The organism is Streptomyces sp. R44, assembly GCF_041053105.1.
Taxonomy (GTDB): Bacteria; Actinomycetota; Actinomycetes; order Streptomycetales; family Streptomycetaceae; genus Streptomyces.
This window is the reverse complement of sequence record NZ_CP163444.1, coordinates 6,499,347-6,523,341: the sequence shown is the minus strand read 5'-3', so window position 1 is coordinate 6,523,341 and position 23,995 is coordinate 6,499,347. Positions and strand designations below refer to the sequence as shown.

The 23,995-nt window shown below is 68.4% G+C and carries 35 protein-coding genes, 1 other RNA gene and 1 pseudogene; 2 read left to right on the top strand and 35 right to left on the bottom strand.

Annotation, left to right across the window (positions count from 1 at the left end; all coding sequences use genetic code 11):
- Positions 1-41: 41 nt before the first annotated feature.
- The 7 genes and pseudogenes from AB5J54_RS30535 to AB5J54_RS30505 all read right to left on the bottom strand — a co-directional run bounded on the left by AB5J54_RS30535 (position 42) and on the right by AB5J54_RS30505 (position 7,555).
- A complete protein-coding gene (locus AB5J54_RS30535) occupies positions 42-2,579 on the bottom strand; it encodes a polynucleotide kinase-phosphatase (protein WP_369147117.1) in 2,538 nt (845 codons plus the stop codon).
- The gene (locus AB5J54_RS30530; RefSeq protein ID WP_369147116.1) at positions 2,576-4,039 is read right to left on the bottom strand and encodes a 3' terminal RNA ribose 2'-O-methyltransferase Hen1; all 1,464 of its coding nucleotides are present in this window, start codon (positions 4,037-4,039) and stop codon (positions 2,576-2,578) included. The genes AB5J54_RS30535 and AB5J54_RS30530 overlap by 4 nt, the downstream gene beginning before the upstream one ends.
- A 292-nt stretch (positions 4,040-4,331) precedes the next feature.
- On the bottom strand, positions 4,332-5,255 hold the full coding sequence (gene mmuM / locus AB5J54_RS30525; protein WP_369147115.1) for a homocysteine S-methyltransferase: 924 nt from the start codon (positions 5,253-5,255) through the stop codon (positions 4,332-4,334).
- A 14-nt stretch (positions 5,256-5,269) separates the two neighbouring features.
- Positions 5,270-6,097, bottom strand: a pseudogene (locus AB5J54_RS30520) (TIGR03560 family F420-dependent LLM class oxidoreductase); the annotation flags it as partial.
- Between the two features lie 118 nt (positions 6,098-6,215).
- Positions 6,216-6,701 carry a hypothetical protein gene (locus tag AB5J54_RS30515; RefSeq protein ID WP_369147114.1) on the bottom strand — a complete coding sequence of 162 codons (486 nt, stop codon included), beginning with the start codon at positions 6,699-6,701 and terminating at the stop codon, positions 6,216-6,218.
- A gap of 79 nt (positions 6,702-6,780) precedes the next feature.
- Positions 6,781-6,909, bottom strand: coding sequence for a hypothetical protein (locus AB5J54_RS30510; RefSeq protein ID WP_369147113.1), 129 nt, complete (start codon positions 6,907-6,909; stop codon positions 6,781-6,783).
- A gap of 424 nt (positions 6,910-7,333) precedes the next feature.
- The gene (locus AB5J54_RS30505; protein ID WP_369147112.1) at positions 7,334-7,555 is read right to left on the bottom strand and encodes a hypothetical protein; all 222 of its coding nucleotides are present in this window, start codon (positions 7,553-7,555) and stop codon (positions 7,334-7,336) included.
- Positions 7,556-7,792: 237 nt separating this feature from the next.
- Here AB5J54_RS30505 and AB5J54_RS30500 point away from each other — a divergent pair, with 237 nt between their 5' ends.
- Together AB5J54_RS30500 and AB5J54_RS30495 are read left to right on the top strand one after the other, a co-directional pair.
- Positions 7,793-8,650 (top strand): helix-turn-helix domain-containing protein, encoded by an 858-nt coding sequence (locus AB5J54_RS30500; RefSeq protein WP_369147111.1) that lies wholly within the window; start codon positions 7,793-7,795, stop codon positions 8,648-8,650.
- A complete protein-coding gene (locus tag AB5J54_RS30495; protein WP_369147110.1) occupies positions 8,647-8,859 on the top strand; it encodes a DUF397 domain-containing protein in 213 nt (70 codons plus the stop codon). Before AB5J54_RS30500 ends, AB5J54_RS30495 begins: the two co-directional genes overlap by 4 nt.
- 66 nt (positions 8,860-8,925) lie before the next feature.
- Here AB5J54_RS30495 and AB5J54_RS30490 read toward each other — a convergent pair whose 3' ends face one another.
- The 28 genes from AB5J54_RS30490 to AB5J54_RS30355 all read right to left on the bottom strand — a co-directional run bounded on the left by AB5J54_RS30490 (position 8,926) and on the right by AB5J54_RS30355 (position 23,982).
- A complete protein-coding gene (locus tag AB5J54_RS30490; RefSeq protein WP_369147109.1) occupies positions 8,926-9,570 on the bottom strand; it encodes a DUF2637 domain-containing protein in 645 nt (214 codons plus the stop codon).
- A gap of 88 nt (positions 9,571-9,658) precedes the next feature.
- Positions 9,659-10,039, bottom strand: a complete 381-nt coding sequence (locus tag AB5J54_RS30485) for a hypothetical protein (protein ID WP_369147108.1) — start codon at positions 10,037-10,039, stop codon at positions 9,659-9,661.
- Between the two features lie 256 nt (positions 10,040-10,295).
- Entirely contained in the window at positions 10,296-10,532 is a 237-nt protein-coding gene (locus tag AB5J54_RS30480) for a hypothetical protein (RefSeq protein ID WP_369147107.1), read from the bottom strand.
- Positions 10,533-10,606: 74 nt separating this feature from the next.
- Positions 10,607-11,497, bottom strand: a complete 891-nt coding sequence (locus AB5J54_RS30475) for a hypothetical protein (protein WP_369147106.1) — start codon at positions 11,495-11,497, stop codon at positions 10,607-10,609.
- Positions 11,498-11,783: 286 nt separating this feature from the next.
- Positions 11,784-12,002, bottom strand: coding sequence for a hypothetical protein (locus AB5J54_RS30470; RefSeq protein WP_369147105.1), 219 nt, complete (start codon positions 12,000-12,002; stop codon positions 11,784-11,786).
- Between the two features lie 372 nt (positions 12,003-12,374).
- Positions 12,375-12,533 (bottom strand): hypothetical protein, encoded by a 159-nt coding sequence (locus AB5J54_RS30465; RefSeq protein WP_369147104.1) that lies wholly within the window; start codon positions 12,531-12,533, stop codon positions 12,375-12,377.
- Between the two features lie 9 nt (positions 12,534-12,542).
- Positions 12,543-12,606: hammerhead ribozyme type II (locus AB5J54_RS30460), an RNA gene on the bottom strand.
- A gap of 229 nt (positions 12,607-12,835) precedes the next feature.
- Positions 12,836-13,009 (bottom strand): hypothetical protein, encoded by a 174-nt coding sequence (locus tag AB5J54_RS30455; RefSeq protein WP_369147103.1) that lies wholly within the window; start codon positions 13,007-13,009, stop codon positions 12,836-12,838.
- A gap of 96 nt (positions 13,010-13,105) precedes the next feature.
- Positions 13,106-13,411, bottom strand: a complete 306-nt coding sequence (locus AB5J54_RS30450; protein ID WP_369147102.1) for a hypothetical protein — start codon at positions 13,409-13,411, stop codon at positions 13,106-13,108.
- Positions 13,412-13,452: 41 nt separating this feature from the next.
- Positions 13,453-13,899, bottom strand: a complete 447-nt coding sequence (locus AB5J54_RS30445) for a hypothetical protein (protein ID WP_369147101.1) — start codon at positions 13,897-13,899, stop codon at positions 13,453-13,455.
- A gap of 49 nt (positions 13,900-13,948) precedes the next feature.
- On the bottom strand, positions 13,949-14,092 hold the full coding sequence (locus AB5J54_RS30440; protein WP_369147100.1) for a hypothetical protein: 144 nt from the start codon (positions 14,090-14,092) through the stop codon (positions 13,949-13,951).
- Positions 14,093-14,123: 31 nt separating this feature from the next.
- Complete coding sequence (locus AB5J54_RS30435; RefSeq protein ID WP_369147099.1) at positions 14,124-14,888, bottom strand: RNA polymerase sigma factor; 765 nt, start codon at positions 14,886-14,888, stop codon at positions 14,124-14,126.
- A 207-nt stretch (positions 14,889-15,095) separates the two neighbouring features.
- Complete coding sequence (locus AB5J54_RS30430; protein WP_369147098.1) at positions 15,096-15,320, bottom strand: hypothetical protein; 225 nt, start codon at positions 15,318-15,320, stop codon at positions 15,096-15,098.
- A 3-nt stretch (positions 15,321-15,323) separates the two neighbouring features.
- Positions 15,324-15,647, bottom strand: a complete 324-nt coding sequence (locus AB5J54_RS30425; protein WP_369147097.1) for a hypothetical protein — start codon at positions 15,645-15,647, stop codon at positions 15,324-15,326.
- Between the two features lie 256 nt (positions 15,648-15,903).
- Complete coding sequence (locus tag AB5J54_RS30420) at positions 15,904-16,209, bottom strand: HNH endonuclease (RefSeq protein ID WP_369147096.1); 306 nt, start codon at positions 16,207-16,209, stop codon at positions 15,904-15,906.
- Positions 16,210-16,274: 65 nt separating this feature from the next.
- Complete coding sequence (locus AB5J54_RS30415) at positions 16,275-18,200, bottom strand: DNA polymerase (protein ID WP_369147095.1); 1,926 nt, start codon at positions 18,198-18,200, stop codon at positions 16,275-16,277.
- Complete coding sequence (locus AB5J54_RS30410; protein ID WP_369147094.1) at positions 18,197-20,689, bottom strand: phage/plasmid primase, P4 family; 2,493 nt, start codon at positions 20,687-20,689, stop codon at positions 18,197-18,199. The genes AB5J54_RS30415 and AB5J54_RS30410 overlap by 4 nt, the downstream gene beginning before the upstream one ends.
- 89 nt (positions 20,690-20,778) lie before the next feature.
- The gene (locus tag AB5J54_RS30405; protein ID WP_369147093.1) at positions 20,779-20,940 is read right to left on the bottom strand and encodes a hypothetical protein; all 162 of its coding nucleotides are present in this window, start codon (positions 20,938-20,940) and stop codon (positions 20,779-20,781) included.
- On the bottom strand, positions 20,937-21,344 hold the full coding sequence (locus AB5J54_RS30400) for a hypothetical protein (protein WP_369147092.1): 408 nt from the start codon (positions 21,342-21,344) through the stop codon (positions 20,937-20,939). Before AB5J54_RS30400 ends, AB5J54_RS30405 begins: the two co-directional genes overlap by 4 nt.
- Positions 21,345-21,834: 490 nt before the next feature.
- A complete protein-coding gene (locus tag AB5J54_RS30395) occupies positions 21,835-22,068 on the bottom strand; it encodes a hypothetical protein (RefSeq protein WP_369147091.1) in 234 nt (77 codons plus the stop codon).
- A 9-nt stretch (positions 22,069-22,077) separates the two neighbouring features.
- Entirely contained in the window at positions 22,078-22,269 is a 192-nt protein-coding gene (locus tag AB5J54_RS30390) for a hypothetical protein (RefSeq protein ID WP_369147090.1), read from the bottom strand.
- The gene (locus AB5J54_RS30385) at positions 22,266-22,526 is read right to left on the bottom strand and encodes a hypothetical protein (RefSeq protein ID WP_369147089.1); all 261 of its coding nucleotides are present in this window, start codon (positions 22,524-22,526) and stop codon (positions 22,266-22,268) included. The genes AB5J54_RS30390 and AB5J54_RS30385 overlap by 4 nt, the downstream gene beginning before the upstream one ends.
- Complete coding sequence (locus AB5J54_RS30380) at positions 22,523-22,738, bottom strand: hypothetical protein (protein ID WP_369147088.1); 216 nt, start codon at positions 22,736-22,738, stop codon at positions 22,523-22,525. The genes AB5J54_RS30385 and AB5J54_RS30380 overlap by 4 nt, the downstream gene beginning before the upstream one ends.
- Complete coding sequence (locus tag AB5J54_RS30375) at positions 22,738-22,929, bottom strand: hypothetical protein (protein WP_369147087.1); 192 nt, start codon at positions 22,927-22,929, stop codon at positions 22,738-22,740. Before AB5J54_RS30375 ends, AB5J54_RS30380 begins: the two co-directional genes overlap by 1 nt.
- Complete coding sequence (locus AB5J54_RS30370) at positions 22,929-23,141, bottom strand: hypothetical protein (RefSeq protein WP_369147086.1); 213 nt, start codon at positions 23,139-23,141, stop codon at positions 22,929-22,931. The genes AB5J54_RS30375 and AB5J54_RS30370 overlap by 1 nt, the downstream gene beginning before the upstream one ends.
- Entirely contained in the window at positions 23,138-23,332 is a 195-nt protein-coding gene (locus AB5J54_RS30365) for a hypothetical protein (protein WP_369147085.1), read from the bottom strand. Before AB5J54_RS30365 ends, AB5J54_RS30370 begins: the two co-directional genes overlap by 4 nt.
- Positions 23,329-23,700: a phiSA1p31-related protein gene (locus AB5J54_RS30360; RefSeq protein ID WP_369147084.1), complete on the bottom strand. Its 372-nt coding sequence runs from the start codon at positions 23,698-23,700 to the stop codon at positions 23,329-23,331. Before AB5J54_RS30360 ends, AB5J54_RS30365 begins: the two co-directional genes overlap by 4 nt.
- 18 nt (positions 23,701-23,718) lie before the next feature.
- Positions 23,719-23,982 carry a hypothetical protein gene (locus AB5J54_RS30355; protein ID WP_369147083.1) on the bottom strand — a complete coding sequence of 88 codons (264 nt, stop codon included), beginning with the start codon at positions 23,980-23,982 and terminating at the stop codon, positions 23,719-23,721.
- Between the last annotated feature and the right edge of the window lie 13 nt (positions 23,983-23,995).

The window sequence follows — 23,995 nt, the reverse complement described above, 5'->3', positions numbered from 1 at the left end:
CCGGCCAGGGTCCGCGGCCGGCGTTCGGGCGGCCCTGCGGGTCAGAGTCTCGGGTCGACCGGCTCCGACTCCAGCGCGAGGACCGCGAAGACGGCCTCGTGGACCCGCCAGAGCGGTTCGCCTTCGGCGAGGCGGTCGAGGGCCTCCAGGCCGAGCGCGTACTCGCGCAGGGCGAGCGAACGCTTGTGGCCGAGGAAGCGCTGCCGCAGGCGGTCCAGGTTCTCCGGGCGGGTGTACTCGGGGCCGTAGATGATCCGCAGGTACTCCCGGCCGCGCACCTTCACGCCCGGCTGCCCGAGGCGCCCGTTCGCGTCCCGCACCAGCGCCGCCAGCGGCTTGACGACCATGCCCTCGCCGCCCGCGCCCGTCAGCTCCAGCCACCAGTCGGTGCCCGCGCGGACCGAGGCCTCGTCGCCGGTGTCGACGACGAGCCGGCGGGTGACCTGGAGCAGCCCGGTCGGGTCGTGCTCGACGAGCCGGTCCAGCCGGGCGAGCTGCTCGTCGTGCGGCACGGCCGCGAGCGAGCGCCCGCGCGCCGCGAGCAGCTGGAAGGGCGCGAACCGCACGCCTTCCAGACCCTCGGTCGGCCAGCAGTAGCGGCGGTACGCCTCGGTGAACGCCGCCGCGTCCGTCGCCCGCTCCCGCTGCTTCGCGAGCAGCCCGTCGACCCCCTCGATCCCGCGCGCCACCGCCCGCTCCAGGGCGGCGACCGCGTCGGGGAGGACGGCACCGGAGGCGGCGCCGACCGCCGCGTACTGCGCGCGGAGCAGCCCGGCCGACTTGAGCGACCACGGCATCAGCTCGCCGTCGAGCAGCAGCCAGTCCGTGTCGAGCTCGTCCCACAGCCCGGCGGCGCCGATCGCGGTCCGCAGCCGGCCGAGGACCTCCTCGGTGACGGCCGGATCGTCGAAGAAGGGCCGTCCGGTACGGGTGTGCAGCGCACCGGTCACCCCGCTGACGCCGAAGCGCTCGCGGGCCGCGTCGGCGCCCCGGCAGACCAGCGCCACCGCGCGCGAGCCCATGTGCTTCTCCTCGCACACCACCCGCTCGACGCCGTCCGCCCGGTACTGGGCGAAGGCCTCGGCCGGGTGCTCCAGGTAGCCCTCCTCCTTCGAGGTGGCGGTCGGAGCCATCGTCGGCGGCAGGTACGTGAGCAGCCGCGGGTCGACCGCGAACCGGCTCATGACCTCCAGGGCCGCCGCGGCGTTCTCCTCGCGCACGGCGACGTTCCCCCCGTGGCGGGTCTCGACGGTCCGCCGCCCGTGCACATCGGCCAGGTCCAGGGGCCGTCCCTGGTGCCCGCCGGGCGCCTCGGTGGCGAGCGGCCGTGCCGGCTCGTACCAGACGCGCTCGGCCGGTACGTCGACGAGCTCGCGCTCCGGCCAGCGCAGCGCGGTCATCTTCCCGCCGAAGACGGCCCCGGTGTCGAGGCAGATGGTGTTGTTGATCCAGGAGGTGTTCGGCACGGGCGTGTGCCCGTACACGACGGTGGCCCGCCCCCGGTACTCCTCCGCCCACGGGTAGCGCACCGGCAGCCCGAACTCGTCGGTCTCGCCCGTGGTGTCCCCGTACAGCGCGTGCGAACGCACCCGCCCGGACGTCCGGCCGTGGTACTTCTCCGGCAGACCGGCGTGGCAGACGACGAGCTTCCCGCCGTCCAGCACGTAGTGGCTGACGAGCCCCTCGATGAACCGGCCGGCCTCCGCCCGGAACTCCTCGCTCTCCCGCCCCAGCTGCTCGATGGTCTCGGCCAGACCGTGCGTCTCCTGAACCTTGCGTCCCTTGAGCCACCGGCCCAGCTTGTTCTCGTGGTTGCCGGAGACGCAGAGGGCGTCGCCAGCGGCGACCATCGCCATGACCCGGCGCAGGACGCCCGGCGAGTCGGGGCCCCGGTCGACGAGGTCGCCGACGAAGACGGCCGTCCGCCCCTCGGGGTGGTGGCCGTCGACGTAGCCGAGCTTCGCGAGCAGGGACTCCAGCTCGGAACGGCAGCCGTGGATGTCGCCGATGATGTCGAAGGGGCCGGTGAGGTGCCGCAGATCGTTGAAGCGGCGCTCCAGGACGACCTCGGCCGCCTCGACCTCCTCCACGGACCGCAGCACGTGCACCTTGCGGAAGCCCTCGCGCTCCAGACCGCGCAGCGAGCGGCGCAGCTCGCGCCGGTGGCGCTGGATGACGTGCGCGGGCATGTCCGCCCGGTCGGGCCGGGCGGCGTTCCGGCTGCGGCAGACCTCCTCGGGCAGGTCGAGGACGATCGCGATCGGCAGCACGTCGTGGGCCCTGGCCAGCTGGACCAGCTGACGCCGGGCCTCCTGCTGCACGTTGGTGGCGTCGACGACGGTCAGCCGGCCTGCGGCGAGGCGCTTGCCCGCGATGTAGTGGAGCACGTCGAAGGCGTCCCGGCTGGCGGACTGGTCGTTCTCGTCGTCGGCGACGAGCCCCCGGCAGAAGTCGGAGGAGACGATCTCGGTCGGCTTGAAGTGGCGCCGGGCGAAGGTGGACTTGCCGGAACCGGTGGCGCCGACGAGCACCACGAGGGACAGGTCGGTGACGGGCAGGGTGCGGGTCTCGGTGGTCATCTCGGTCCCTCCTTCTCGGTGTCGGTACGGCTGAAGACGGCCATCTGGGTCGGCGGGCCGACCTCCGGGTCGTCCGGTCCCACGGGGGCGAACCCGACCCCGTACCCGTACTGCGCGGCCACGCCGGCCGCCCAGTCCCGGAACTCCTCCCGGGTCCATTCGAAGCGGTGGTCGCCGTGCCGGACGTGTCCGGCCGGGAGCGACTCCCAGCGCACGTTGTACTCGACGTTCGGCGTGGTCACGACGACCGTACGGGGCCGTGCCGAGCCGAACACCGCGAACTCCAGGGCCGGCAGCCTCGGCAGGTCCAGGTGCTCGATCACCTCGCTGAGCACGGCCGCGTCGTAGCCGGCCAGCCGCTTGTCGGTGTACGCGAGGGAGCCCTGCGTCAGCTTCACGCGGGCGGCCTGCCGCTCCCCCATCCTGTCAAGACGCAGCCTGCGCGCGGCGATGCCCAGGGCCCGCGCGGACACGTCGACACCGACGATCTCGGTGAAGCGCGGGTCCTTGAGCAGGGCCTGCACCAACTGCCCCTGCCCGCAGCCCAGGTCGAGCACGCGAGCCGCGCCGGCGCCGTTCAGCGCGGCGAGGATCGCCTCGCGCCGCTGCTCGGCGAGCGGCACCGGACGCTCCTCCGTGTCGGTGGTCTCGTCGACGGCGTTGTCGACGTCCTCGACGTCCAGCCCTTCGGCCTCGGCGAGCCGGACCAGTTCGAGCCGCTCCGTCGCCGCCCGGGCCAGACCCCAGCGCCGCGAGAGGTAGCGGGCGGTGATCAGCTTCCGCTCGGGGTGGCCGGCCAGCCAGCCGTCACCGGCGCGCAGCAGCTTGTCGACCTCGTCGGGCGCGACCCAGTAGTGCTTGGCGTCGTCGAGCACGGGCAGCAGGACGTACAGGTGGTTGAGGGCGTCCGCGAGCCTCAGCTCGCCCTCCAGGACCAGCCGCACGTACCGCGAGTCGCCCCACTCGGGGAACTCCCCGTCGAGCGGCACCGGTTCGGCTTCCACCGTGTCCCAGCCCAGCGGCCCGAACAGCGCCCGCACCAGCTCCGCGCCGCCCCGGGCGGGGAGCGCGGGGACCTCGACCCGCAGCGGCAGCGGCGCGGCGGCCCGCTCGGGCATCGTCTTGCACTCACCGTGCAGCGCGGTCTTGAAGACCTTGGCGAGCGCGACCGCGAGCAGCGAGGACGCCGCGTAGGGCCGGTCGTTCACGTACTGCGCGAGCGCCGAGTCCGGGGCGCCGCCCCGGCCCTTGCCCTTGCCGCGGCGCACCAGCGCCACGGGGTCCACCTCCAGGAGGAGTGCCGCGGTGCACCGCTCGTCGCTCGCCTCGGGATAGAGGACGTGCGCCGTGCCGTGCGAGGTAGAGAACGCCTGCGCCCGCCCGGGATGCTTGTGCAGCAGAAAGCCGAGATCGGTCGCGGGTCGCTCCGGGGTGCCGGTTGTACTGATCGTCAGGAACACACCTTCGAGTATGGTTCGCCCCTCCCCTCCCCACCAGGCATTTTCCCCCGCCCCCACCGGCCACGACTCCACCCCACCCCGGGAACGCGGCGTCGCCGTACCCGGGCGCGGCGTCACCGAACCCGAGGGCACGGCGTCGCCGAACCCCGGGGACGCGGCGTCGCCGGACCCGGGGCACAGCGTCACCGAACCCCGGGCGCGGCCTCGGCCCGCCCTTGAGGACGCAGGCTCAGCCGACCCCCGACCCCCGACCCCCGAGCCCCGACCCCGGCCCCGGCCTCGGCCTCGGACCTCAGCCGGTGGCGTCACCGCCCTTCGCCGCCAGGGTCTCGGCGAGCGCCCCGATGGTGGCCGGGCCGACGCGGCAGCAGCCGCCGACGAGCCGGGCCCCCGCTCCGGCCCATGCGAGGGCCCGCGTCGGGTCGAAGGCCATGTCCCCGCGCCAGCCCCGCGCCCGGGCGTCCCATTCCTCCCCGCTGTTCGGGTAGACCACGGCCGGCTTCCCGGTCACGGCCACCGCGAGCTCGACGGCCTCCCCCGCCTCGGCCGGGTCGCAGCAGTTCACTCCGACCGCCACGACCTGCTCGTTCCCCGCGGCGACCGCGAAGGCCTCCGCCAGGTCCTGCCCGGCCCGGGTCCGCCCGCCCTCGACGGTGTACGAGAGCCACACCGGCACCCCGCATCCGGCGGTCGCCCGCAGCAGCGCCTCGGCCTCCTCCGCGTCCGGGACGGTCTCCAGGGCCAGGACGTCCGGCGCCGCCCCCGCGAGCACCTCGATCCGCGGCCGGTGGAACCTCTCCAGGGCCCCGACGGACAGCCCGTACCGTCCCCGGTACTCGCTGCCGTCCGCCAGCATCGCCCCGTACGGCCCGACGGACGCGGCGACCCACACCTCCTCCCGCACCGCCTCCGCAGCCGTCCGGGCCAGCTCCACGCTCCGCGCGAGCAGCCCCGCCGCCTCCTCCCGGCCCGCGCCCCGCCGGGCGAAGCCCTCGAACGTGGCCTGGTAGCTGGAGGTGATCAGCACCCGCGCGCCGGCCCGCACATAGGCCGCGTGGGCCGCTTCGATCTGCTCGGGCCCGTCGGCGAGGAGCCGCGCGGACCAGAGCGCGTCCGAGAGGTCGCAGCCCTGCGCCTCCAGCTGGTTGGACAGCCCGCCGTCGAGGACGAGCACCCCCGCTCCGAGGGCTTCGGCGAACATACGGCCCGGTCTCATCGGTTCTCCCCCGCTCATCCCAGCTGCGACTGGACCTGGTCGGAGATCAGCTCCAGATGGTCCAGGTCCGCCAGGTCGAGGACCTGGAGGTAGGCCCGGGAGGAGCCGATCGCCGCGTACCGTCCGAGCTTGTCGACGACCTCCGCGGGCGAGCCCGCGAGCCCGTTCGCCTTGAGTTCGTCCACGTCCCGGCCGATGGCGGCGGCCCGGCGGGCCACCTCGGCGTCGTCCTTGCCGACACAGACCACCAGCGCGTTCGAGTACACCAGGTCGCCCGCCGGCCGCCCGGCCGCCTCCGCGGCGGCCCGGACCCGGCCGAACTGCCGCTCGCTGTCCTCGACGGAGGCGAACGGGATGTTGAACTCGTCCGCGTACCGCGCGGCGAGGCGGGGCGTACGGCTCGCGCCGTGCCCGCCGATCAGCACCGGGACCCTGGACTGGGCCGGCTTGGGCAGCGCGGGCGAGTCGGTGAGCCGGTAGTACTCCCCGTCGTAGCTGAAGGTCTTCCCGACCTCGGTCTCCCACAGGCCGGTGACGATCGCCAGCTGCTCTTCGAGGCGGCCGAACCTCTCCCTCGGGAAGGGGATTCCGTACGCCGTGTGCTCCTCCTCGAACCAGCCCGCGCCCAGGCCCAGTTCGACACGGCCGCCGGACATCCGATCCACCTGGGCGACCTGGATGGCCAGGACCCCGGGGAGCCGGAAGGTACCGGCCGTCATCAGCGTGCCGAGCCGGATCCTCTTCGTCTCCCGCGCCAGGCCCGCCAGGGTGATCCAGGCGTCCGTCGGCCCGGGCAGCCCGTCGCCGGACCCCATGCTGAGGTAGTGGTCGGAGCGGAAGAAGGGTACATGTTGCTACCTACCTTGTATATGGGCTCTGACCTGCGACTACTTCATCCTCGCACGCAAAAGCCCCGGCCGCCCTCCACTGGGGAGAAGGACGACCGGGGCGGTCAGCGGATCAGACGCCTTGCAACTCCGGTAGCACCGCGCGAGCCTGCTTCATGAGGTCTTCGTCGTCGAGGATGCGCACGGCGCCGTTCGCCTCAGTGACGGTCTCGTCAGACAGGAATCGGAAGCGGCCCACGTGCAACTGACGGTGGCCGTAGATGACGTCCTTCGGTGACGCCGTGGCCTCAATTTCCAGCTCCCACGTGACCTCGTAGAGGTCCAGAGACCCAGGCTTGGCCACCGTCCGCGCGCTCCAGGCAGTACAGAGAGCCCATTCAGCGTGGGCCTCCCGGCTGGCGCTGACGCCACTGTGACGGGCTGCGATGTCGAGGAAGCTCATGTCTGCGACAGCCGGGATCGGGATGTAACCCATAACGGCCGTGATACCGAAATGCCCGGTGGTGGCATACGCTGCAACGCCGTAGCGATCGGGCCAGGTGTGCAGTAGCGGGAAGACAGTTACCCGCCCCACATCAGAGATGATCTTGTTGCCCACGTGCATGCTCCTTGCCCTCGATGCCCGACAGCCCCGCCCTGATCCTGCCAGAGCGAGGCTGCCGAGTTAGCTCACGTGCTTAGTTGTCGCCGCATCCGGTCGGGGGGTTGCCCTCCCCGCCGTCGGAGCCGTCGCCGGTCTCCCCCTGCGAGTTCTCCTCGTTGCCGGCGACGACCGCCCAGCGCTCGACGTCCTGTGCCTTGTTCATGTGCCGTGCCCTTCTCTCGATGGGTGGTGCATGACCTGTCCGCCTGGACAGGGGCGTTGCACGGACGGGGCGCTACTCCGACCTCTACCGGGCGGCGCCCCGTCCGTTCCCTGACACGGGCGTTCGCGAGACGCACCGTGCGGGCCTAACCCGCTCCCCCGGAGAGCTTCCCCAGGCACCGGAGGAGCGGAGCTCTATGTCTTGCGGACGACGACCGCGACGTCCTCACACCGGCGGGCGAAGATGCCGTGCCCGGTCCGGCCCGTGTGATCCATGACGTCCAGATCTGCCCGCGCCCCGTCGGCTGTAGGGGCGACTGACCATCCACAGTCCGGATGCAGGCATCTGGCTGTGAATGTCGGCTCTCCGTCGGGGTGACGCGTGATCGTGTGGTCAACGAATCGGAACGTCGACTTCACCGGGCTCACGCCTCCACCGCCGGCGCAGGAGTCACGAGAGCGCGCACCTGCGCCATCTCCTCTTCCGTCGGCTGACGAAGGAATTGCGACGGCACCGTCCATTCCCGTCCGCCACCCGGCGGGCGCAGGTAGACGACACCCGCGTACCGCTCTCGAATGCAGCCGATTCGCCCATGCGAGTCGACGGCGTAGCGCGTCGGTAACGGCGCCCACTCGACGTCGTCCATCTCATCCCCTCACCGCAATTTCGGGGCGATCCCGCGTAAGGAGGCATGGAACATGCCTGGCCCTTCCGTGAGATCACCCCACGTGTGCGGGCTTGCACTCATAGTGTGTCTGGTGACCCGTCAGGAATGCAACCCATGCGGAGAGAAATGCAAAATTGCATTCTCTTGCGCCTCAGGGATCCTCCTATGGAAGGCTGTGCACAGCGCGCGACACAGCGTGATGGAGAGGGAGGTCACGTGGGAGAGCCCACAGTGCGCCGGCGACGTCTCGGATCCGAGCTCCGTCGGCTACGGGAGGGGGCGGGGCTGACCCTGGACGACGTCGAGGCGAAAGTCCCGGGCATGAAGGGCTCAAAGACCAGCCGGATCGAGACCGCCCGCATCGGGATCAAGCCTGGCGACTTGGACGCGTTGCTCGACGTCTACAAGGTTGCACCCGGCGCGCCCAAGCGGGAGGTCCTTCACGGTCTGGCGAAGGACGGAGCTCGCCGCGGATGGTGGCAGACGTACAGCGACATCATTTCGCCGTCATACGCGGATCTCATCAGCCTGGAGGACGACGCTACGTCGATGCGGTCGTATCAGACCGTCCTCATCCCCGGCCTCCTCCAGACTGCCGCCTACGCCCGGTCGACGATCACGGCGATCAACATGACGTCGACTGCTGAGCACGTCAATCGGCTCGTCGAGGTGCGCATGGCGCGACAGGCCGTGTTGTCCCGCCCCAAGCCCCTCCCCGTGTGGGCGATCATCCACGAGGCTGCACTACACATGCAGGTGAAAGATCAGCCGACCGTCATGCGGGATCAGCTTCAGCGGCTCCTCGATCTCATGGACTACCCGCATATCTCGATACAGGTGCTCCCACGTGGCGCAGCTCCGCATCCGGGCCTCAGCGGACCCTTCACGATGCTCAGTTTCCCGGAGACTGCTGACCTTGACGTCGTCCTGGTGGAGCACCTGACCAGCGCTCTGTATGTTGAAGACACCGCCGAAGTGTCGATCTACGGCAGCGCCTTCGAGCACCTCCGAGCGGAAGCGCTTCCGCTCGACAAGTCGGCCGACCTCATTGCAAACCTGAAGGACTCCCGATGACCATCATCCCCAACGCCGACGCGTCCGGACTGACCTGGACGAAGTCGAGCTACAGTGACGGCGGAAACAACTGCGTGGAGGTGGCGCACGGCGTCGCCGGCGCCATGCCCGTCCGTGACAGCAAGATTCCGGCCGGCCCTGCGCTCGTCGTCCCCGCGGGCGTTTGGAGCGCGTTCGTCGATGGCGTGAAGGACGGCGCGCTCGCCTGATCCGGAAACGCAAAGAGCCCCCGCCGGATGATCCCGACGGGGGCTCTCGTGATGGGTGGGGCTAGGTCACGGGCTGACGAGCTGCCCAGCCTGGTACGTCCTGCACTCCCTAAGGTCCACACGAACCGTCGAAGGGGTGTGCCCGGGGTGTTTACTCACCTGTCCACGGTGCGCCCACCCCCGGACCGTCCCCTCCGAGACTCTCAACGCGTCTGCGGCCTCCCTGTAGGTGACGAGAACGGGCGGCTGGGGCGGCTTCAGTGGCTCGGGCGCCCCTTCCGCCTCGGGCGTCCCCGCGGGCTCTTCAGCGGGCGCCTGCGGCTCCTCCGGCACCTCGTCGACGACAGCGTCCTTCCTCCTGTGGACAAGGAGCGTCCCACCGAGGAAAGCGACGGCCGGCCACCCAGCAACGACCACCCGCACCCACCCAGGCGGGTTGGCCATGTTCATCACGCCGCTCGTCGCGACGTTCGCCCCGAGGGACGCCGCCATGGCGACGAGGAACCAGAACCAGGCAGCCACTCCCCCGCGCGTCCGCATCATCTTCCACGCGACCGCGAGGAGGACGTCCACGCTCACCGGGTAGGCCCACGCCTTCCATCCGGTCTGTCCAGCAGTCTCCGCCACGTCGTGAATGTGGGCGAAGGAGAGAGCGGCCGCGATGACAGCTTGGATCAGGATCGGGTCGACGTGGCGAAGTTTTTTGAGCATGGCTCCTCGTTCGTGCGCATGGTTCGTGAGTGCTTGATGCAGAGGAGCCCCCGTCTCCGCAATTGACAGGGGCTCCAGGGTGGGTCGATTACGCGCGGCCGAACCGAATCTCGGCGACCGGGAGACCGGCAGGCTCGCCGTCCACGCGGGCGAAGCGGCTCCAGTGGCGGACACACAGCCACGCGTTCGCGCACGGCTCTCCGTTGCGGGTCTCGATGCGGTGCGTCTCTGCCGTCGCGTGGAACACGGCACCGACGGTGTGGGTGCCGATGCCGCACTCCGCCGCCTCCGCGGACATGACGGTCATGCCCGACGTGGTGAGTACCGGCTGAGCGGCAAGCTCGCCGTTCGGGTCCGTCTGACGGGCCCGCATGACGCGGCGGGCGTGAGCGTAGAGCGCGTGGTCCATCTCGCGCTTGTCCTCGTAGGGGCGGGTGGCGACAAACTCGGCGGCCTGGTCGCTGCGCATCTTCTGCTCCTTCGATAGTCCCTCTCGGTGCGACCTCAGGATGACACAGTTGTGCCGACCGGCACAACACTCGACGCAAGGGAATCGCTAATCGTTTGACGATCCTCCCGCAGCACCGCGAGCAACCCGCCCGACGGGAGCGTGACGACGTAGCCGCGCGGGACCTGCGTCCTCGTCCACCCGCAGACGCGGGCCGTGCGAAGGATGCGGTGGCCGGTCTCTTCGGTTACGAGCCGGCCCGGGGAGCCCTCCAGGGTCACTCGGAATCGGCGCTGCACCGGATCCCCTCCATGTTGCGCGTGACGGTGATTGTGGCGTTCACGGACGCGTAGACCACTCCCCCGCCCACGGTCTCGATGGACACGGTGAACTGACCGCGCTTGTGGGCGTCGTGGCGTGCCGTCCACTCCCGGCGGTGGCGAGTGAAGACGTCGCCGGCGCGGACGTCGATGACGGGGACGGTGAGCTCGCGGAGGGTGTTGGCGGGGCCCATAGTATGCTCCTTCGTGAGTGTTTCTTGAATCGGGTGGAGCCCCTGTCTCCGCAATTGACAGGGGCTCCATGGGGTCAGATCAGGGCGAGCTGTTCGGCCGCCTCAGCCGTCGCGTAGTGGCCCGACTCGACCTCCACGAGGTAGGCGGGAATCTCGTCGGTGAACCGGACCTTCGGGAGGGGCTTCAGGTTCGAGGCCCACGGGGACGTGTGGGAGTGGAGCGTTCCCCGCTCCGCGCGGCGGACGATGCCGCGAGCGCGCTTCGCTTCCTCCTTGTTCATCCACCCGCAACCCACACGTGCCGCCACCGCCTCGGCAGCTGTCGCGGCGCGCTCGTAGGTATCCAGGTTCGCCCGGCGCATCTCCACGAGCGCCGCCTTCACGGCCGCAGTGTGCGACGTCTCCAGCCGCTTCGTGGTGTTGACACGCCCGGCCATCACGGTTCGGATAACGCGCTCCACGTCACCGACGCGGAGGGTGGTCGAACGGGACTCCGTGGAAGCGTCGACGGCGACCGGCTTCAGCTCCTCCGCCGGCTGCTCCTGCACTACGGCCGCAGCCTCAGTTGCGCGCTCCATCTCGCAGTACGCGCTAATAGCCTCACCGGAGAGGCGGACCGTCGACATGCCCGCGAGCTTCGCAGCCTCATGGAGGTCCGACGTCCCGTAGTGCTCCAGGTACCAGGCAGCGAGCCATTCGCGACGCGCGGACCATGCGGCGTCGCGCTCCGCCCGCTCCGCCTCCCGCTTGGCGGTGTCTGCGGCCTTAACGCCGGCGCGCACCTCACGCTGCGTCCAACCGGCCGCCTTAGCGGCGCAGGAGACACCGAAGTACACCGCGTCGCCGTCCTCGTTGCCGTCGACGTCGAGAGGGCAGAGGGTGACGGTGCCCTTCAGCTCGTCGCGGCCGCAGAGCTCGCAGGTGGTGACGTCGTCCGTGGTGCCGAGGATCTTGTAGGCCTTCATCGAGCATTCCTTCCGCTAGTCCCTCTCGGTGTGACTCCAGGATGACATAGTTGTGCCGACCGGCACAACACCTGAGCCAAGAGATTCGCTAATCGATTAGCGGACCTTGAACGGGCGGGCTTCCTGGCGCCACTCCTGCCGCTCCCCGCGCCTCACCGCACGCCGCCTGACCCGTCGGGCACGGCCCGGAGGCGGAAGACGTCAGAGTCCCCCGGGCGTGCGTTCTCCGACGCGATCGCCACGACGTCGCCGGCCTGGACGTCGCGCACGGGGAGCATGTAGAAGCTCACAGGGTCACCTGCCGGCCACGCATGCCGTACTCCCGGCCGAAGCGAATGGCGTCTAGTGCGCGGAGCCACGAGAGCCGCTCCTCTGCACGTTCGCCGCGGAGATACATCACGCTGAGGACATCCAGCTTCGGCGTGAAGCTGTACGTCTCGAACCGCACAACGTCGGCAACGAGCGTCGCACGGACGCGCGTGCCGTCGAGCATCTTGTAGATCACGGACCCTCCTCGTTGTTTCTGCGCGCCCCGGGTGGCCTATGACGGCCGTACCGCTCGACGGTCCCGGGGCTGTGGCTCACGGATGGCTCGCGCTGCCCTTAACGGCGTTGCACTGCTCAGCGCTGTATCGGAACTCGTCACGTCCGTCGTAGAACACCCACGGCTTTCGGTCGCGCGGGTGCCGTGGTGCGTAGACGACTGGGGCGCCGTTGTGGACGATCTGCGCTCCGTCCCGCTGAGCAACGAGGAGTTCCCTCGACGTCATGATGCCTCCCTGCATGGATTCTTTCTGGGAGTGCCCCGCCGCGGATTCGAACCGCGCGCCCGGGTACTGGGGGTACCGGATGGACTTTCCTACGCGGGGCGGGTGGGTCAGTCCGTCTCTCGACGGAGGGTCACTGAGAATGAGTCGCTCATCAGCACCGCCAGGCGCTTGAACTCCGTTACGGCCTCGTCGACGTCGGTGAACGGCTGCTCCTGCTCCTCCCCGTTGCTGTGGTCATACGTCTCGATGGTGAAGCTGTGCGCCATCTCTCCTCCTTCGGCCTGCCTCCTCAGCGCGGGTAGGCCATGCCCCGCGGACGCCCCGGAGGGCGTTTCGGCTAGTCGGTGGCGCGGCACTCACGCGCCGTGTAGCGGATGGAGCTGCCCTCCGCGCGCCACGGAGAGCGGTCCCGGTCTTTGCGAGGCCGGAACTTGACCTCCGTTGAGCCGACCATGATCCGGGCGCCAGAGTTACGAGCCTTCAAGAGCTGTGCCGTGGTCACTGCTTCTCCTTCTGGGGATCCGGGTCCCCGCCACCGCAATTGGCAGGGACCCGGAAGGTGGTGGAACTACAGCGACATGTCGAGGACGAACAGCTCGCCGTCGTTCAGCTTCCAGTCGTCGGCGTCCACGAGGTCGGACGGAACGATCTCGTGCCCGCACGCCTTGCAGCGCCATCCGTCGATCTCGTTCGCCCCGCCAAAGCGTCCGCCGCAGCTTCCGCAGTGCACCTCAACCCACATACTCTTCCCCTTGTCTCGCGAGTTCCTTGCGTGACTCCAGGATGACACAGTTGTGCCGACCGGCACAACTCCTTTGGGGGAAGTTCCGCTAAACAATTAGCGGTCCCCATCCTCACCGGCCAGGAAGCGGGCCATGCGGAGGATGTCGCCGGCCATCGCGTGGGTTCCTTCGAGGAGCTCCTTCGCGCGGGTGACGTAGTGCTCGCGGTCATTGGGCACCTTCCGGACTTCCGCGGCCCAAAGCTGCCCCTCGTCGTCCGTGTCGACACGGAAGGGGAGGCTGTCGCCGTCGTCGATGCGGTCGACGGTCCCCCGCAGCCCGACGTACAGCGTGTCGCCGTCAGTGCTGTATCCCCGGTACCTCGTGATCTCCACGCGGTCACCGAGCTTGATGCCGTTCATGATCTCTCCTCTGTGTCGATGCCTAGCGGTCCGCTAATCGATTAGCGGGTCTCGTCGTCCAGCTCCTTGACGCTGATGTCGAAGCCGTAGCCGTACCAGAACGGGTTCCCGCAGCTCCAGCCGACCGACAGTTCCAGGACGTCCCCCATGTCGGCGTAGATGTGCCAGGTGTCGTACCCGTCGGTGGTCCCAACACCCGTGATGATGTGGTCGACCTTCTCCGGGTGGAGGAGGAAGCTCTCCAGCTCCGTGTACGCACAGCAGTCGTCGGTGTTGCGGAGCTCGACGCGCTTGCCGTTGTCCAGCGTGATGACGAGCGGTGCCGTGGTACGGCGCCCCCATCGGTCGGTGGTCTCGACGCCGGCCTCCGCCTTCACGATGCGGTGCCCCACAACGGCCTCCCGCAGCGTCGCGACGTTCTCCGGCATGGTGCCGTCGTCGCTGTCCTCGCCCAAGAGTTCTTCCGGGTAGCGGGTCTCGCTGCTCATGTTCTCTCCTCTGTCGATGTCTAGCGGTCCGCTAATCGATTAGCGGTTCTCAGTCGCAGTCGAGCGCGTAGTCCAGGAGCTCCGCGTCCTGGAGGGTCTCGACGGCGTTCCGGATGTCGTCGCCCCAGAGGGCGGCTTCAGCGGTGCGAACGCCCTGGACGTCGTACTCGTCGAGGGAGGGGAGGCGGTTCATGGTGGTGTCCTCTCGGTAGTTAGTGAGTGTCTTACGCTGCGATGCCGTGCACGTTCGCGACTCGGCGGGCGGACTTGATGCCGTCGGCCCGCAGGGTGCGCACGCGGATGGTCGATACCCCCATGTCGAGTGCCGCCTCCTGGTCAGCCATCTGCGACATGCCAATGCCGTAGAACGCTCGGAGCGCGAATGCCTGCCGGTTCGCGATCTGGCCGAGCAAGAAGCGTGCGAGCGTGCGGCGCTGCGCGTCGGTGGTGAAGTCGCCTTCCGGGTCCGGGAGCGCGTCGCCCACTGTGACGCCGCCGTCCTCGTCCCCGCCGGCCGGAGCGTCCAGCGAGTCCGTTCCTTCCAGGGCCTCCAGGATTGCCACGAAGGTCTCCCGGCTCATCCGACGGCGGGGGTCGTGGTCGGAGCCGACGATCATCCACGCCCCTTCGACGTCGCCCTCCGTCTGGTGAAGAGCGCGTCGGACGGCGAGTGCGGCGCTCGGCTCGATGGTCAGACCGGTCGTCATCTTCACCCACTCCGTGGCCACGCCGCGACGCACGGCCCGGTGGGCGAAGGTGCTGAGCTGAGCGGACGTCGTCTTCACCTCAAAGGCGTGGACGTGCTGGATCAGGATCGCCCGCGCCTCCTGGAGGAGATCGTCGAACTGGTCCGGCGTGGCGGTGGAAGCCACGGCGCGGACGGTCGACACGAGAACGCCCTCATAGGCCGAGACGATCTGCCACATGGCATCCCGGTCCCCGCCCTGAGCGGCAGTGATGAGCGTGTCCGTAACCTGGGTGCGGTCCATCTCGTTCTCGCTTCCGTGAGTGCTTCGTGTACTTCAGTTGTGTGGGGGTAGCTCAGAAATGTTCGGGTGGTGTTTTGTGGTGTGGGTCACACCACGAAGACCAGAAGCTCTGGCCCATGCTTCAATTGGCGTGCCCCTGAACCTGTTTGGGGACGACGAAGCCCCCGTCCCACGTGGAACGGGGGCCCGCGAAGTTCCGCTAGTCGATTAGCGGATCGTGTTCAGTTGCTCGATGGGGAGCCCGAAGACACGAGCTGCGGCCACGTCGGCTCTCGCGCCGGAGCACCGCTCCCAGTCGGGGGTTACGAGAAACCCCGTCACCAACGCCCAGTCGACGTCAGGCGTCATGCGGACGGCACCGAGGAACCCGGCCGTCTCTTCGAGGTCCCCCCTCTCGTCATCAGTACTTTGCGGGCCGATCAGGACGATCACGGATCACTCCCCCGTGTCGTGAACCGGCTCCTCCCCCTCCCAGCGGGCAAGAGCGCGGTCCATGGATGCGACGATGCCGCGCACGGTGGCTACGGCGTATGGCAGCGCGGCTGCCCCCCTGTGCACTTCTTCGAGGAGCGCAAGGCGCCGGTCGTCCAGCGCAATTCGCTCCGTCGGGCGGGATGGTCCGTGCGTCGCCTGCCGGCCAGTTCCGTCCGCATCCACGTCGGGCACGCGGCCCGGCATGGTCACTGCGTCGTCGTAGGCAGCGATCATCTGGCGCATGTCTGCCAGATCCTGATCGAGCGAGTCGGCTAGCTCGATCATTCGCTGTCCGTCGATGTGTCCTGGACTGTAGGTCACTGATCCTCCACGAGCAATCAACTCGGGGCCGAAAAGGACCCCTTCAATGGGCGGATTTGCACGGTTTGGGTACCTGGGTGACAGCGGGGGCGAGAGTGGGCTAAAGGCGACTCGCCCCCTGAGCTGGAGTTATGCCGATCGGCACAACTGAGACGTCAACCATCAGGCCGTTACCAAACCGTGACATGTGAAGACGGTGTGTTCGTGTCGTAAGTGCCTATCAGTGGCCCTCTGTAATCGAAAGGTCGCCCTCCGCTTCCCTCTGGCCTGCGGACATGGAGATCCAATCGTCGACGTCGAGGTCTCCCTTGCCCCGATTGCATTCACGGCACGCGGGGTTGAAGTTCACCCACTCATCACGCCCGCCCTTCGCAAGCGGACGAATATGGTCCACCTCCGCTACAACCTTTTCGCCGAACGGGCGGTCACAGTAGGCGCAGGACCACCATTCGAGCTCCTCCCAGCGCCTCAGGATGGCGTCTCGGGAAGGCAGTTCCGCCAGATCAGCGCGACGAGGGGTACGCATGGGGCGCGGGGAACGACGTGTAGTCCGGACGACGCGGGGACGATATTGCGCCACCACTAGACCACTCACCGTCGACGCTCCTCGGCGGCTGCCGCCTCGTCAGGGTGCGCCGCGTACCAGGGATCGTGCTGCACCATCGCGTCCGCCTTCTTCATGTAGAGGGACCCCCAGCTACGGCCTCCAACCTCCGGGTCTGTGTCGAGGGGCACGCCGAAGAAGTCCATCGCCATCGTGGCGCCGACCTCCCGCGCCACATCCTCCGCGATGTCGTCCGGGGCCGACCCAAGCACCTCGTCGTGAATCGGGAGGTACAGCTGGTCGGTCAGTCCCTTCTCATCCATGTCCACTAGCGCCTGACACAGGACGTCGCGCGCTGTCGACTGGACCGCATAGTTCGTCGCGGCGTACACCCGGTCCCGGTCCAGCGGCAGGCGCCGGCCTACCGGAGTCCATACGACGTATCCGTCCGCGCGTGCCTCACGCTGGAGACGCGCGCTGTAGCGCTTGATCCCGCGGTACGTCCGGTCATACGCGGAGATAGCTGTCTTGACGTCGGACAGCGGGGCGCCGGTCTGACGGGACAACGTAGTTGCCCCTCCTCCGTAGACCTTGCCGAAGCCGACGCCCTTGCAGAGCTTCCGGTGAAAGCTCGTGTAGTCAGGCCCGTAGATGAGCTCCGCTGTGAAGCCGTGGAGGTCACGTCCCTCCGCGATGGCCCGCTTCATGACCGTCTCGTCCGCCAGGGCCGCCAGGACCCGCATCTCCACGGCCGCATAGTCGACGGAGAAGACTCGGTGCCCCGGCTCCGCCATGAGTGCGCGTCGGATCGTCCAGTCGCCCGAGGGGAGCTGTTGGAGCGGCGGGCCCGAGATGGACATGCGGGCGGTCCTGGCCTGAAGACTGTTGATCTTCGGGTGGATCCGCCCTTCGACGTCGAGGCCGTCGCGCATGGCGATGCCGTAGGACGTCGACCACTTGCCGGCCCGCTTGCTCCGAAGGACCGCATCAGCCAACGGATTCGGCGTCCTCGTCCCGCGCGGCTGCCACTGGGTGTCGAGGTCGGCCAGGTCCAGGAGGATGCTCTTGTCGACCTTCAGAGCCCCGCTGTCAGTGGTCTCGGTTAGCGTCTCCCCCATGCCCAACAGAGCCGCGGAAACCTGCTTCGGAGCGTTGACCGACGTCACGCCGTACCGCGCCGCGAGCGCCGCATGGTGTGCGGCCTCTTCCTCCAGACGGCCGACGAGATCGCGGACGTACTCCTGATCCACCCGCATTCCGCGCCGCTCCATCTTGGCGCAGATGAGCATCACGCGGTGTTCGAAGTCCACGAGCGTCTGACGGATCCCTGCCCTGTGGAGCCGTTCGACGCCGACGGGCAGCCACCGGGATACGAGGATCGCGTCCAGGCCGGCGTACTGGAGGTAGGTCGGGTGGTTGATGTCGATCTTCCGCCACCCCGTCGCCTTCGTGGCACCGATGGAGCGGAACACGGCTGTGAGGTCTTCCTGAGTATCCGGAGCCTGCGGGTCGACGTCCTTCGCGCACAGCTCCTTCAGCCTCAGTCCATGCCCACCCTCGTGTCGGGGTCGCGGGTCGAACAGATGAGCGATAACCTTCGAGTCCACCACCTTGGGGCCCAGCGTCGCCAGCGGGACCCCAAGGTGGCGGTCCAGTACGAGGAGATCGAAGGTGGCGTTGTGGAAGACGAGACGAGGCAACGTCAGGAGTGCCCACCGGGCCGCTTCCGCGAACACCGGACCGAGCTCGACACAGATCACCCACGCGTCGAGGGCGTCGCCGAACTGAACTGTGCGGAGGCGGTACGTCGGCGAGAAACTGTCGAGCCCGGTCGTCTCGGTGTCAGCGCCGATCATCTCGCCCGCGCGTGCCTTGCGTTCGACCCAGCGCTTGAACTCGTCCAGGTCCCGCGGCGTCTCCGGAACACGGGTCATGGTCTCTTCGCCCGCGATCCGGTAAGGGAAGTACTTCACGCTACTGCCTCCTCTCGTGTCTGCCCGAAGATGTCTGCGGGCCCGCTCGGGCCCTCCTCCGCACCGTCGCTCTCGGGCTGCTCCGCCAAGCGATTAGCGCTCTGCACCTCTGCGTCGGTGGCCAGACGGATGCCGACGAAGCCCCACTTGCCGCTGGACTTCACCTTCTTGAAGCCCCGGCTCTCCAGCTCCACACCCAGTGCCCATCCGGAGAGCACTTCCTTCCGGCTGAGGCCGGCGTCCTCCGCCCACTCCGCGTAGGCGCGGCGGACGGGCATCGGCTGCACCCGGGCACCGGACTCGACGACGAGGCGAGCCGCGATGAACTCGGCAAGTCGGTCCTCCGACTCCCGGTAGTCCTGTGTGGCGTCGCTGACGGATCCCGGTTCCTGGAGCCCCGTTGCGTACCACTCCATGGCGCCGCGAACGGCCCACGCGAGGATGCCCTCCGCCTCATCCCGGAGCGTGGCGGGGAGCGACTTGTCCACCTTGGCGCCGCGGAACTCAGCCTCGAAGGGGACGAGCTTGACCCGTCGCCACACGCCAACATCCTGCGACAGGATCGCCGGCTTGTAGTTGCCCGCGACCATGAGGAGGAACGACGGCACGTAGGTGAAGGGGTTCTGATGCAGGAACCGGCACGTCACCGGGTCCCCGCCGGTCAACTGCTTGACGAGTGCCTCAGCAAGGCGGCTGTACTTCTCCGTCTCGCTCGCCGTCACGAGCCGCGCACCGCGGAGGGCAGCCAGTTCGGGCGACGCCTGGCCCACGGCCGTCCGCTGCTCGAACGTGCTGAATTCGGTGCTCTTCGTGACGCCACGCAGGACGTAGAGGAGGGCGTCGAGGAAGGCACTCTTCCCATTGGCTCCACCTCCATGCATGAAGACGAAGCACTGTTCCGCCGTGCTGCCGGTGATCCCGTAGCCGACGAGCCGACGCATGAAGCCGGGAAGCTCCGGGTGCGTCGGGAAGATCTCCGTCAGGAAGCGATCCCATCGGGGCGCCTCCGCCTCCGGGTCATACGCGACGTCGAGGCGTCGCGTGATCATGTCCGCCGGGGTGTGGGGGTGGATCGTCCCGAGACGCAGGTTGATCGTCCCGTTCGCCACTGAAAGGAGCTCCGGCCGAGAGTCGAAGTCGCTCGCGTCGGCCGGGACACCGGGAACGCTCGGGAGCTCCTTGATCACGGCGTCAATGCTGCGGTTCGTCAGTGCCTTCAGTGCGAGCTTCCGATTCGAGTCGTCACCCGACGCAATGAGCTCGGCGCCCATGAGGTGGAGAGCCTCCCGGACCTTCGCGTCACCCGGAACCCAGATCTTCCCGTCCCAGACGAGGAAGCCAAGCCCCTTGGCGTAGCGAACGCCCCCGTCGCGGTTCATGAAGTCACGCAGGCGCACGGCGATGCCAACGTCGGTCCCGTCGAACGCCTGGCGGGCGGACTCCGTCATCTCCGCGAGCGCGCCGTCCGTTGCGGAGACTGCCGGCTCCGTCGACGGGGCGGGCGTCTCCGCCTTGGGCTGCTCCAACTCGACGACCGGCGCGGACCGCACCGCGCGGTGCATCTCCTCCGCGAAGGTGTCCGGCGTCCGCTCGCGCCAGGCGGTGAGATCCTCACCGACGTTCGGGAAGGGGAGCCGTCGCACGGTCTGACCGTCGGCAATGAGCGCCTTCGCAAGCGCGTTCGTCCCTCGCTCCCCCGCCGCATCCGGGTCGAAGGCGAGGACGACGTCACGGCCGCGCAGGTGCGCCACGAGCTCCGTGACGAGCGCCGCGTTGTTCGCCAGGCCGGCGCCGCGGATGAGGAGCGCGTCGTAGCCGACGCCGACCGACGTCAGCCCGTCCCCCGGGCCCTCCGTGACGATGACCGTGTCATAGCCGGTGCCCGCGCTGAGAAAGCCGTACTTCGCCCACGTGCGGCCGTCGACGTTCGTGAGGGAGACCCAGCGCGCGGGGCACTTCTTCGAGATGTCGCGGCCTTGGAGCCCACGGACCACACCGTCGAAGCCCGTCAACGGGACGGTGATGCGGGGGTAGCGCGTGAATCCGCGGGACAACCACGGCTGAGAACGTCGTTCGGGCGCCGCGTAACCGACTCCCAGATCCTCCGCAAGCTCCGGCGTGATACCGAACCGGTCGGCCAGATACGCCACGGCCTCCGGGCAGTCCTCTAGTGCCGCCGACGTCTCGTCGACGAACATGCGGAGGCCGGCGATCTCTCCGGGGCCGATGCTCTCCGGTGTCTTCGCAGACACGGTCTTCATGCCCTGGCCGTCGACGTCGAAGAGCGCCGACGCGGGAAGGTTGGCAGCTTTCAGGATGTCGGCGTTGTTGCAGCCCGTGCGGCAGACCATGAGAAGCCGGCCGTCTTCCTTCAGCGTGAGCTTCAGGCTCGGGTGGTTCCGATCGTTGTGCACGGGGCAGAGCGCAAGGTAGCCATCGTGATCCTCCTCCACGCCGTCGAGACGCGACAGGATGTCGGTCAGTCGCAAGGCTGCTCCCCTCTTGAGTTGGTGGTCCTACGCCGAAAGCCCCCGGGACCGAGTCACCGGGGGCTGAGGCCGTGCGTGTGTGGTTGGCGCTACTCTTCGGGCTCGACGTCCTCCGTGTGAATCTCACCGTCGACGTACCAGCCGGCGTCCTGATGCTTGAAGCCGGATTCGACGAGGATGTCGACGACCTCCTCAGGCGTCTGCGACGTCTCCCGCGCAGTGATGACCATCGTGAACGTGTGGCGCTTCATGCTGCCTCCCTGAGTTCTGCGTCGATGTCGGACCATCGGTCGAAGGACTCGTCCTGGAGTGCCTCCTCCATGACCCGCAGCCGGTTCACGAGCCGCACGTCCGTCGCCAGGTCCCGCACGACGTAGCCGTCCGCGACGCCCTTCATACGCCGCTTGACGACCGCACAGCCGAAGGGCTGACCGGCGTTGACGGCCTCCCGGTTCGCCTGAGCGATGTAGTCGGAGAGGGTGATCGTCTTCTCCGCCTTCGCCTCCACGGCGTGGAGGTAGTAGCCAGCGATGTCGCCGATGTCCTTCGCGCCCATCTGCACGTTGCGGTGTGCGCCGGGGTTGTGGTGCTCGCGGAGATAGCCGAGGATCAGGGACTCCCACGCGGTCCCCTTGGCCTTCGACGGGTTAGCCATCGGCACCGCTCTCCTCCGTCGGACACGACACCCACACCGTGTAGCAGCGGTAGTCCGTATCGACGTCGAAGAGGTCCGCTCTCACGACCTCGTGAGTTTCGGTCCCCAGCCGGAGAACGTCCCCCGTGACGGGGCGGAGCCAGTAGGTACCGGCCCGGTCCGTCAGATCCGCCTTCGCCTCCAGGCCGTGACCGATGGCAACCCAGCCGTACCCCGGACGAACCGCGGAACCGACGTCAGTTCGGATCTGGTGCCCTTCGTCTTCAGTCATTTGGCCACCGCCTGACTTCCTCCAGGATCTCGTAAGCCAGGTTCTCCGCGGCCTTCCAATCGCTGATCACGAGCTGGGAGGCGGTGGACCTCGTGTCGGATGTGTGCGTCGTCCCGGAGATCACAAGCACTGGGGGCTGACCGTCAGCGAACCGACTGCGGACGAGTCGGGCGCTGAGTTCGTCGGCTGCTGTGCCGACGCGTTGGATAGGAAGTTCCGTCACTCGGCACCGTCCTTCACGATGTCGATGATGTCCTCCAGGAGGACCCCGATGCCGGGCCAGTCCTTCGCGGCCTTCGCTCGGAGGTCGGCGACCACCTTCATGCGGACGACCTCTTCGAGCTCCGCAACCATGTCAGCATGCCGGTACGACTTGTCGCCGTACCACTCATCGAAGACTCGCCAGACCTCCGGGGAGATCTCACAGTCTTCACCGCCGATGTTCATCGTCATGGTGTCTCCTCAGTTCACCGTGCGGCGCACGTCGAAGTGCCTTCCGTCGGCGAGGAGGCCGACGATGTACGCCGCCGCTTCGAGCTCCTCGCCGTCCCTGAAGCTGCGGTTGCCGACCTCACGGGTTCCGACGGTCTCCGGCTCGTCCGCGTTGTACTCCTCCGGGTCACCGTCGTAGACGTGCACGTCGATGTAGCTCACTTCTCTGCCCTCCACGGCAGAGCGTCCATCGACGTCCCCGCCTCCACTCGGTACAGGAGGTCCCAGCCCTCCGCCGTGAGCTCGTAGATCTCTCCACCACGAGCCCCGTTCCACCCCTGGTAGCCGACGGCGAGCTTGGCCAGGCCGATACCGGCGTGAAGCTTCACCTCCGGCCGACGGTCCGGAATGATCGTCGCGAATGACTGATGTTTCAGCTTCGCTCGGTACGGGGCGCACCGAGCGGACATGTCGCTCACTCGTCCTCCTCGTAGACACTCCCGAACGACAACTCGTCCTGATAGGCGCCGATCACGAAGTGCGCCGTGTACGTCTCCACGGCTCTCACGTCCGGGTCCTGGCGGAGGCGGTCGACGAGCTCGCGCGGTTCGTCGGTAGTGACGCTGTCCGGGTCCTCGTCGCCCTTCCGGTAGACGCTGACACGGTAGGTTTCGCCGTCGAAGGCACCCATCAGACCTCCTCCCACCCCGTCGCCCGCACCTCGTCGAGCGGGCCGAACTGCGCCTTCACCTCGTCAGGCAGCATGGCGAGCCCGATCGACGCCGAGTCGTCCTCCTCCGTCGGATCGAGAAGGCAGAACAGCCTGTCGGCCCGGTGATCCGGGACCCAGATGGAACCGTCACGGTCGCGGTAGAAGGGCATTACTCCCCCACCTCCGGGACGTTCCAGGAGAGATCCGACCGGTACTCCGCCGTGTAGTGGAGCTCCTCCACCTCCACGGCTTCCGCGCGGGCCGCCTTGAATCCGCTGACGATTCGCGGGACGCGCTGCTCGTCGTACTCCAGCCGCTCGCGCACTTCTTCCCGGCCGTGCCACTTGAACAGTGCCCGGATCCGGAACACCTTGCCCGTCACGTGCTCTCCTCTCGGTTGATCACGTACACCCGCGCACCCCGCACGAGCGCCACACCGACGGCCTCCCAGAGCTTCGGGAAGTCCTTCCGCTCCGCGGCTTCCGGGCGGACGAAGACGTCGTCCTCCGGGCCGGCCTGGCGGAGATCTCCGAGGGCAGGGGAGGCGCCGGGACCGACGACGAGGCGGGTCACTCGGTGACCTTGACGAGCGGACCCCACTCACGCTCGATCTCGCTGATCGTGTCCTCGTTGTCCATGAAGCCGGTGTAGGTGACGTAGGGTTCGCCGCTCTGCGAGCGCTTCCCCGTGAACTCCCAGACGTCGCCCGAGCGGTCGCGGTACTTCGCGTTCAGTTCATAGGTGGACCCCGTCGCGTAGGTCTCCGACTTCATCGGCGCGCCGATCGCTTCGAGTGCTTGAAAAACACGCACCATCGCTCGGGTGCCATCAGCGGCACCCACGATGGCTCGCAGCTCGTCCGCGTCGTTCTCACTGATCTCCAGGACGACGACCGTCTCCTCCACGGTGCGCGTGCGGGTCTCGTACTGTGCGTGTGCCATGGGTTCTCCTCCGGGGGCTTAGCGGCTGAATCGGTACGCTGAAAACGTGACGTTTCCGTCCGCGCTGAAGATGCGGTTACCGGGAACGGGCGGCAGCTCATCCCGAACAACTCTGCGCAGCTCCTCAGCTACGACCTCGACGTGTCGGGCCGGCCCGTCCTCACCGTTCGACGGCGTAACGTGCTGTACGAGCGACGACAGTGCGCGTGCCTCGTCAGGATTCAGCGCCAACGTCACCACGCTGGTGCGCACGATCTCCTCTGTCACGGATGCTGTGGCCATGTGCTCTCCTCGT

Coding starts and splice junctions, on each gene's coding strand:
- AB5J54_RS30450 (WP_369147102.1), bottom strand. CDS start 13,411: ATGAACGGCATCAAGCTCGGTGACCGCGTGGAGATCACGAGGTACCGG.
- AB5J54_RS30490 (WP_369147109.1), bottom strand. CDS start 9,570: ATGCTCAAAAAACTTCGCCACGTCGACCCGATCCTGATCCAAGCTGTC.
- AB5J54_RS30400 (WP_369147092.1), bottom strand. CDS start 21,344: ATGGCTAACCCGTCGAAGGCCAAGGGGACCGCGTGGGAGTCCCTGATC.
- AB5J54_RS30440 (WP_369147100.1), bottom strand. CDS start 14,092: ATGAACCGCCTCCCCTCCCTCGACGAGTACGACGTCCAGGGCGTTCGC.
- AB5J54_RS30360 (WP_369147084.1), bottom strand. CDS start 23,700: ATGGCACACGCACAGTACGAGACCCGCACGCGCACCGTGGAGGAGACG.
- AB5J54_RS30355 (WP_369147083.1), bottom strand. CDS start 23,982: ATGGCCACAGCATCCGTGACAGAGGAGATCGTGCGCACCAGCGTGGTG.
- AB5J54_RS30445 (WP_369147101.1), bottom strand. CDS start 13,899: ATGAGCAGCGAGACCCGCTACCCGGAAGAACTCTTGGGCGAGGACAGC.
- AB5J54_RS30435 (WP_369147099.1), bottom strand. CDS start 14,888: ATGGACCGCACCCAGGTTACGGACACGCTCATCACTGCCGCTCAGGGC.
- AB5J54_RS30425 (WP_369147097.1), bottom strand. CDS start 15,647: ATGATCGAGCTAGCCGACTCGCTCGATCAGGATCTGGCAGACATGCGC.
- AB5J54_RS30465 (WP_369147104.1), bottom strand. CDS start 12,533: ATGGCGCACAGCTTCACCATCGAGACGTATGACCACAGCAACGGGGAG.
- AB5J54_RS30380 (WP_369147088.1), bottom strand. CDS start 22,738: ATGGGTGCCTTCGACGGCGAAACCTACCGTGTCAGCGTCTACCGGAAG.
- AB5J54_RS30375 (WP_369147087.1), bottom strand. CDS start 22,929: ATGCCCTTCTACCGCGACCGTGACGGTTCCATCTGGGTCCCGGATCAC.
- AB5J54_RS30395 (WP_369147091.1), bottom strand. CDS start 22,068: ATGACGATGAACATCGGCGGTGAAGACTGTGAGATCTCCCCGGAGGTC.
- AB5J54_RS30485 (WP_369147108.1), bottom strand. CDS start 10,039: ATGCGCAGCGACCAGGCCGCCGAGTTTGTCGCCACCCGCCCCTACGAG.
- AB5J54_RS30510 (WP_369147113.1), bottom strand. CDS start 6,909: ATGAACAAGGCACAGGACGTCGAGCGCTGGGCGGTCGTCGCCGGCAAC.
- AB5J54_RS30420 (WP_369147096.1), bottom strand. CDS start 16,209: ATGCGTACCCCTCGTCGCGCTGATCTGGCGGAACTGCCTTCCCGAGAC.
- AB5J54_RS30480 (WP_369147107.1), bottom strand. CDS start 10,532: ATGGGCCCCGCCAACACCCTCCGCGAGCTCACCGTCCCCGTCATCGAC.
- AB5J54_RS30505 (WP_369147112.1), bottom strand. CDS start 7,555: ATGGACGACGTCGAGTGGGCGCCGTTACCGACGCGCTACGCCGTCGAC.
- mmuM (WP_369147115.1), bottom strand. CDS start 5,255: ATGAGACCGGGCCGTATGTTCGCCGAAGCCCTCGGAGCGGGGGTGCTC.
- AB5J54_RS30495 (WP_369147110.1), top strand. CDS start 8,647: ATGACCATCATCCCCAACGCCGACGCGTCCGGACTGACCTGGACGAAG.
- AB5J54_RS30455 (WP_369147103.1), bottom strand. CDS start 13,009: ATGTGGGTTGAGGTGCACTGCGGAAGCTGCGGCGGACGCTTTGGCGGG.
- AB5J54_RS30475 (WP_369147106.1), bottom strand. CDS start 11,497: ATGAAGGCCTACAAGATCCTCGGCACCACGGACGACGTCACCACCTGC.
- AB5J54_RS30405 (WP_369147093.1), bottom strand. CDS start 20,940: ATGAAGCGCCACACGTTCACGATGGTCATCACTGCGCGGGAGACGTCG.
- AB5J54_RS30535 (WP_369147117.1), bottom strand. CDS start 2,579: ATGACCACCGAGACCCGCACCCTGCCCGTCACCGACCTGTCCCTCGTG.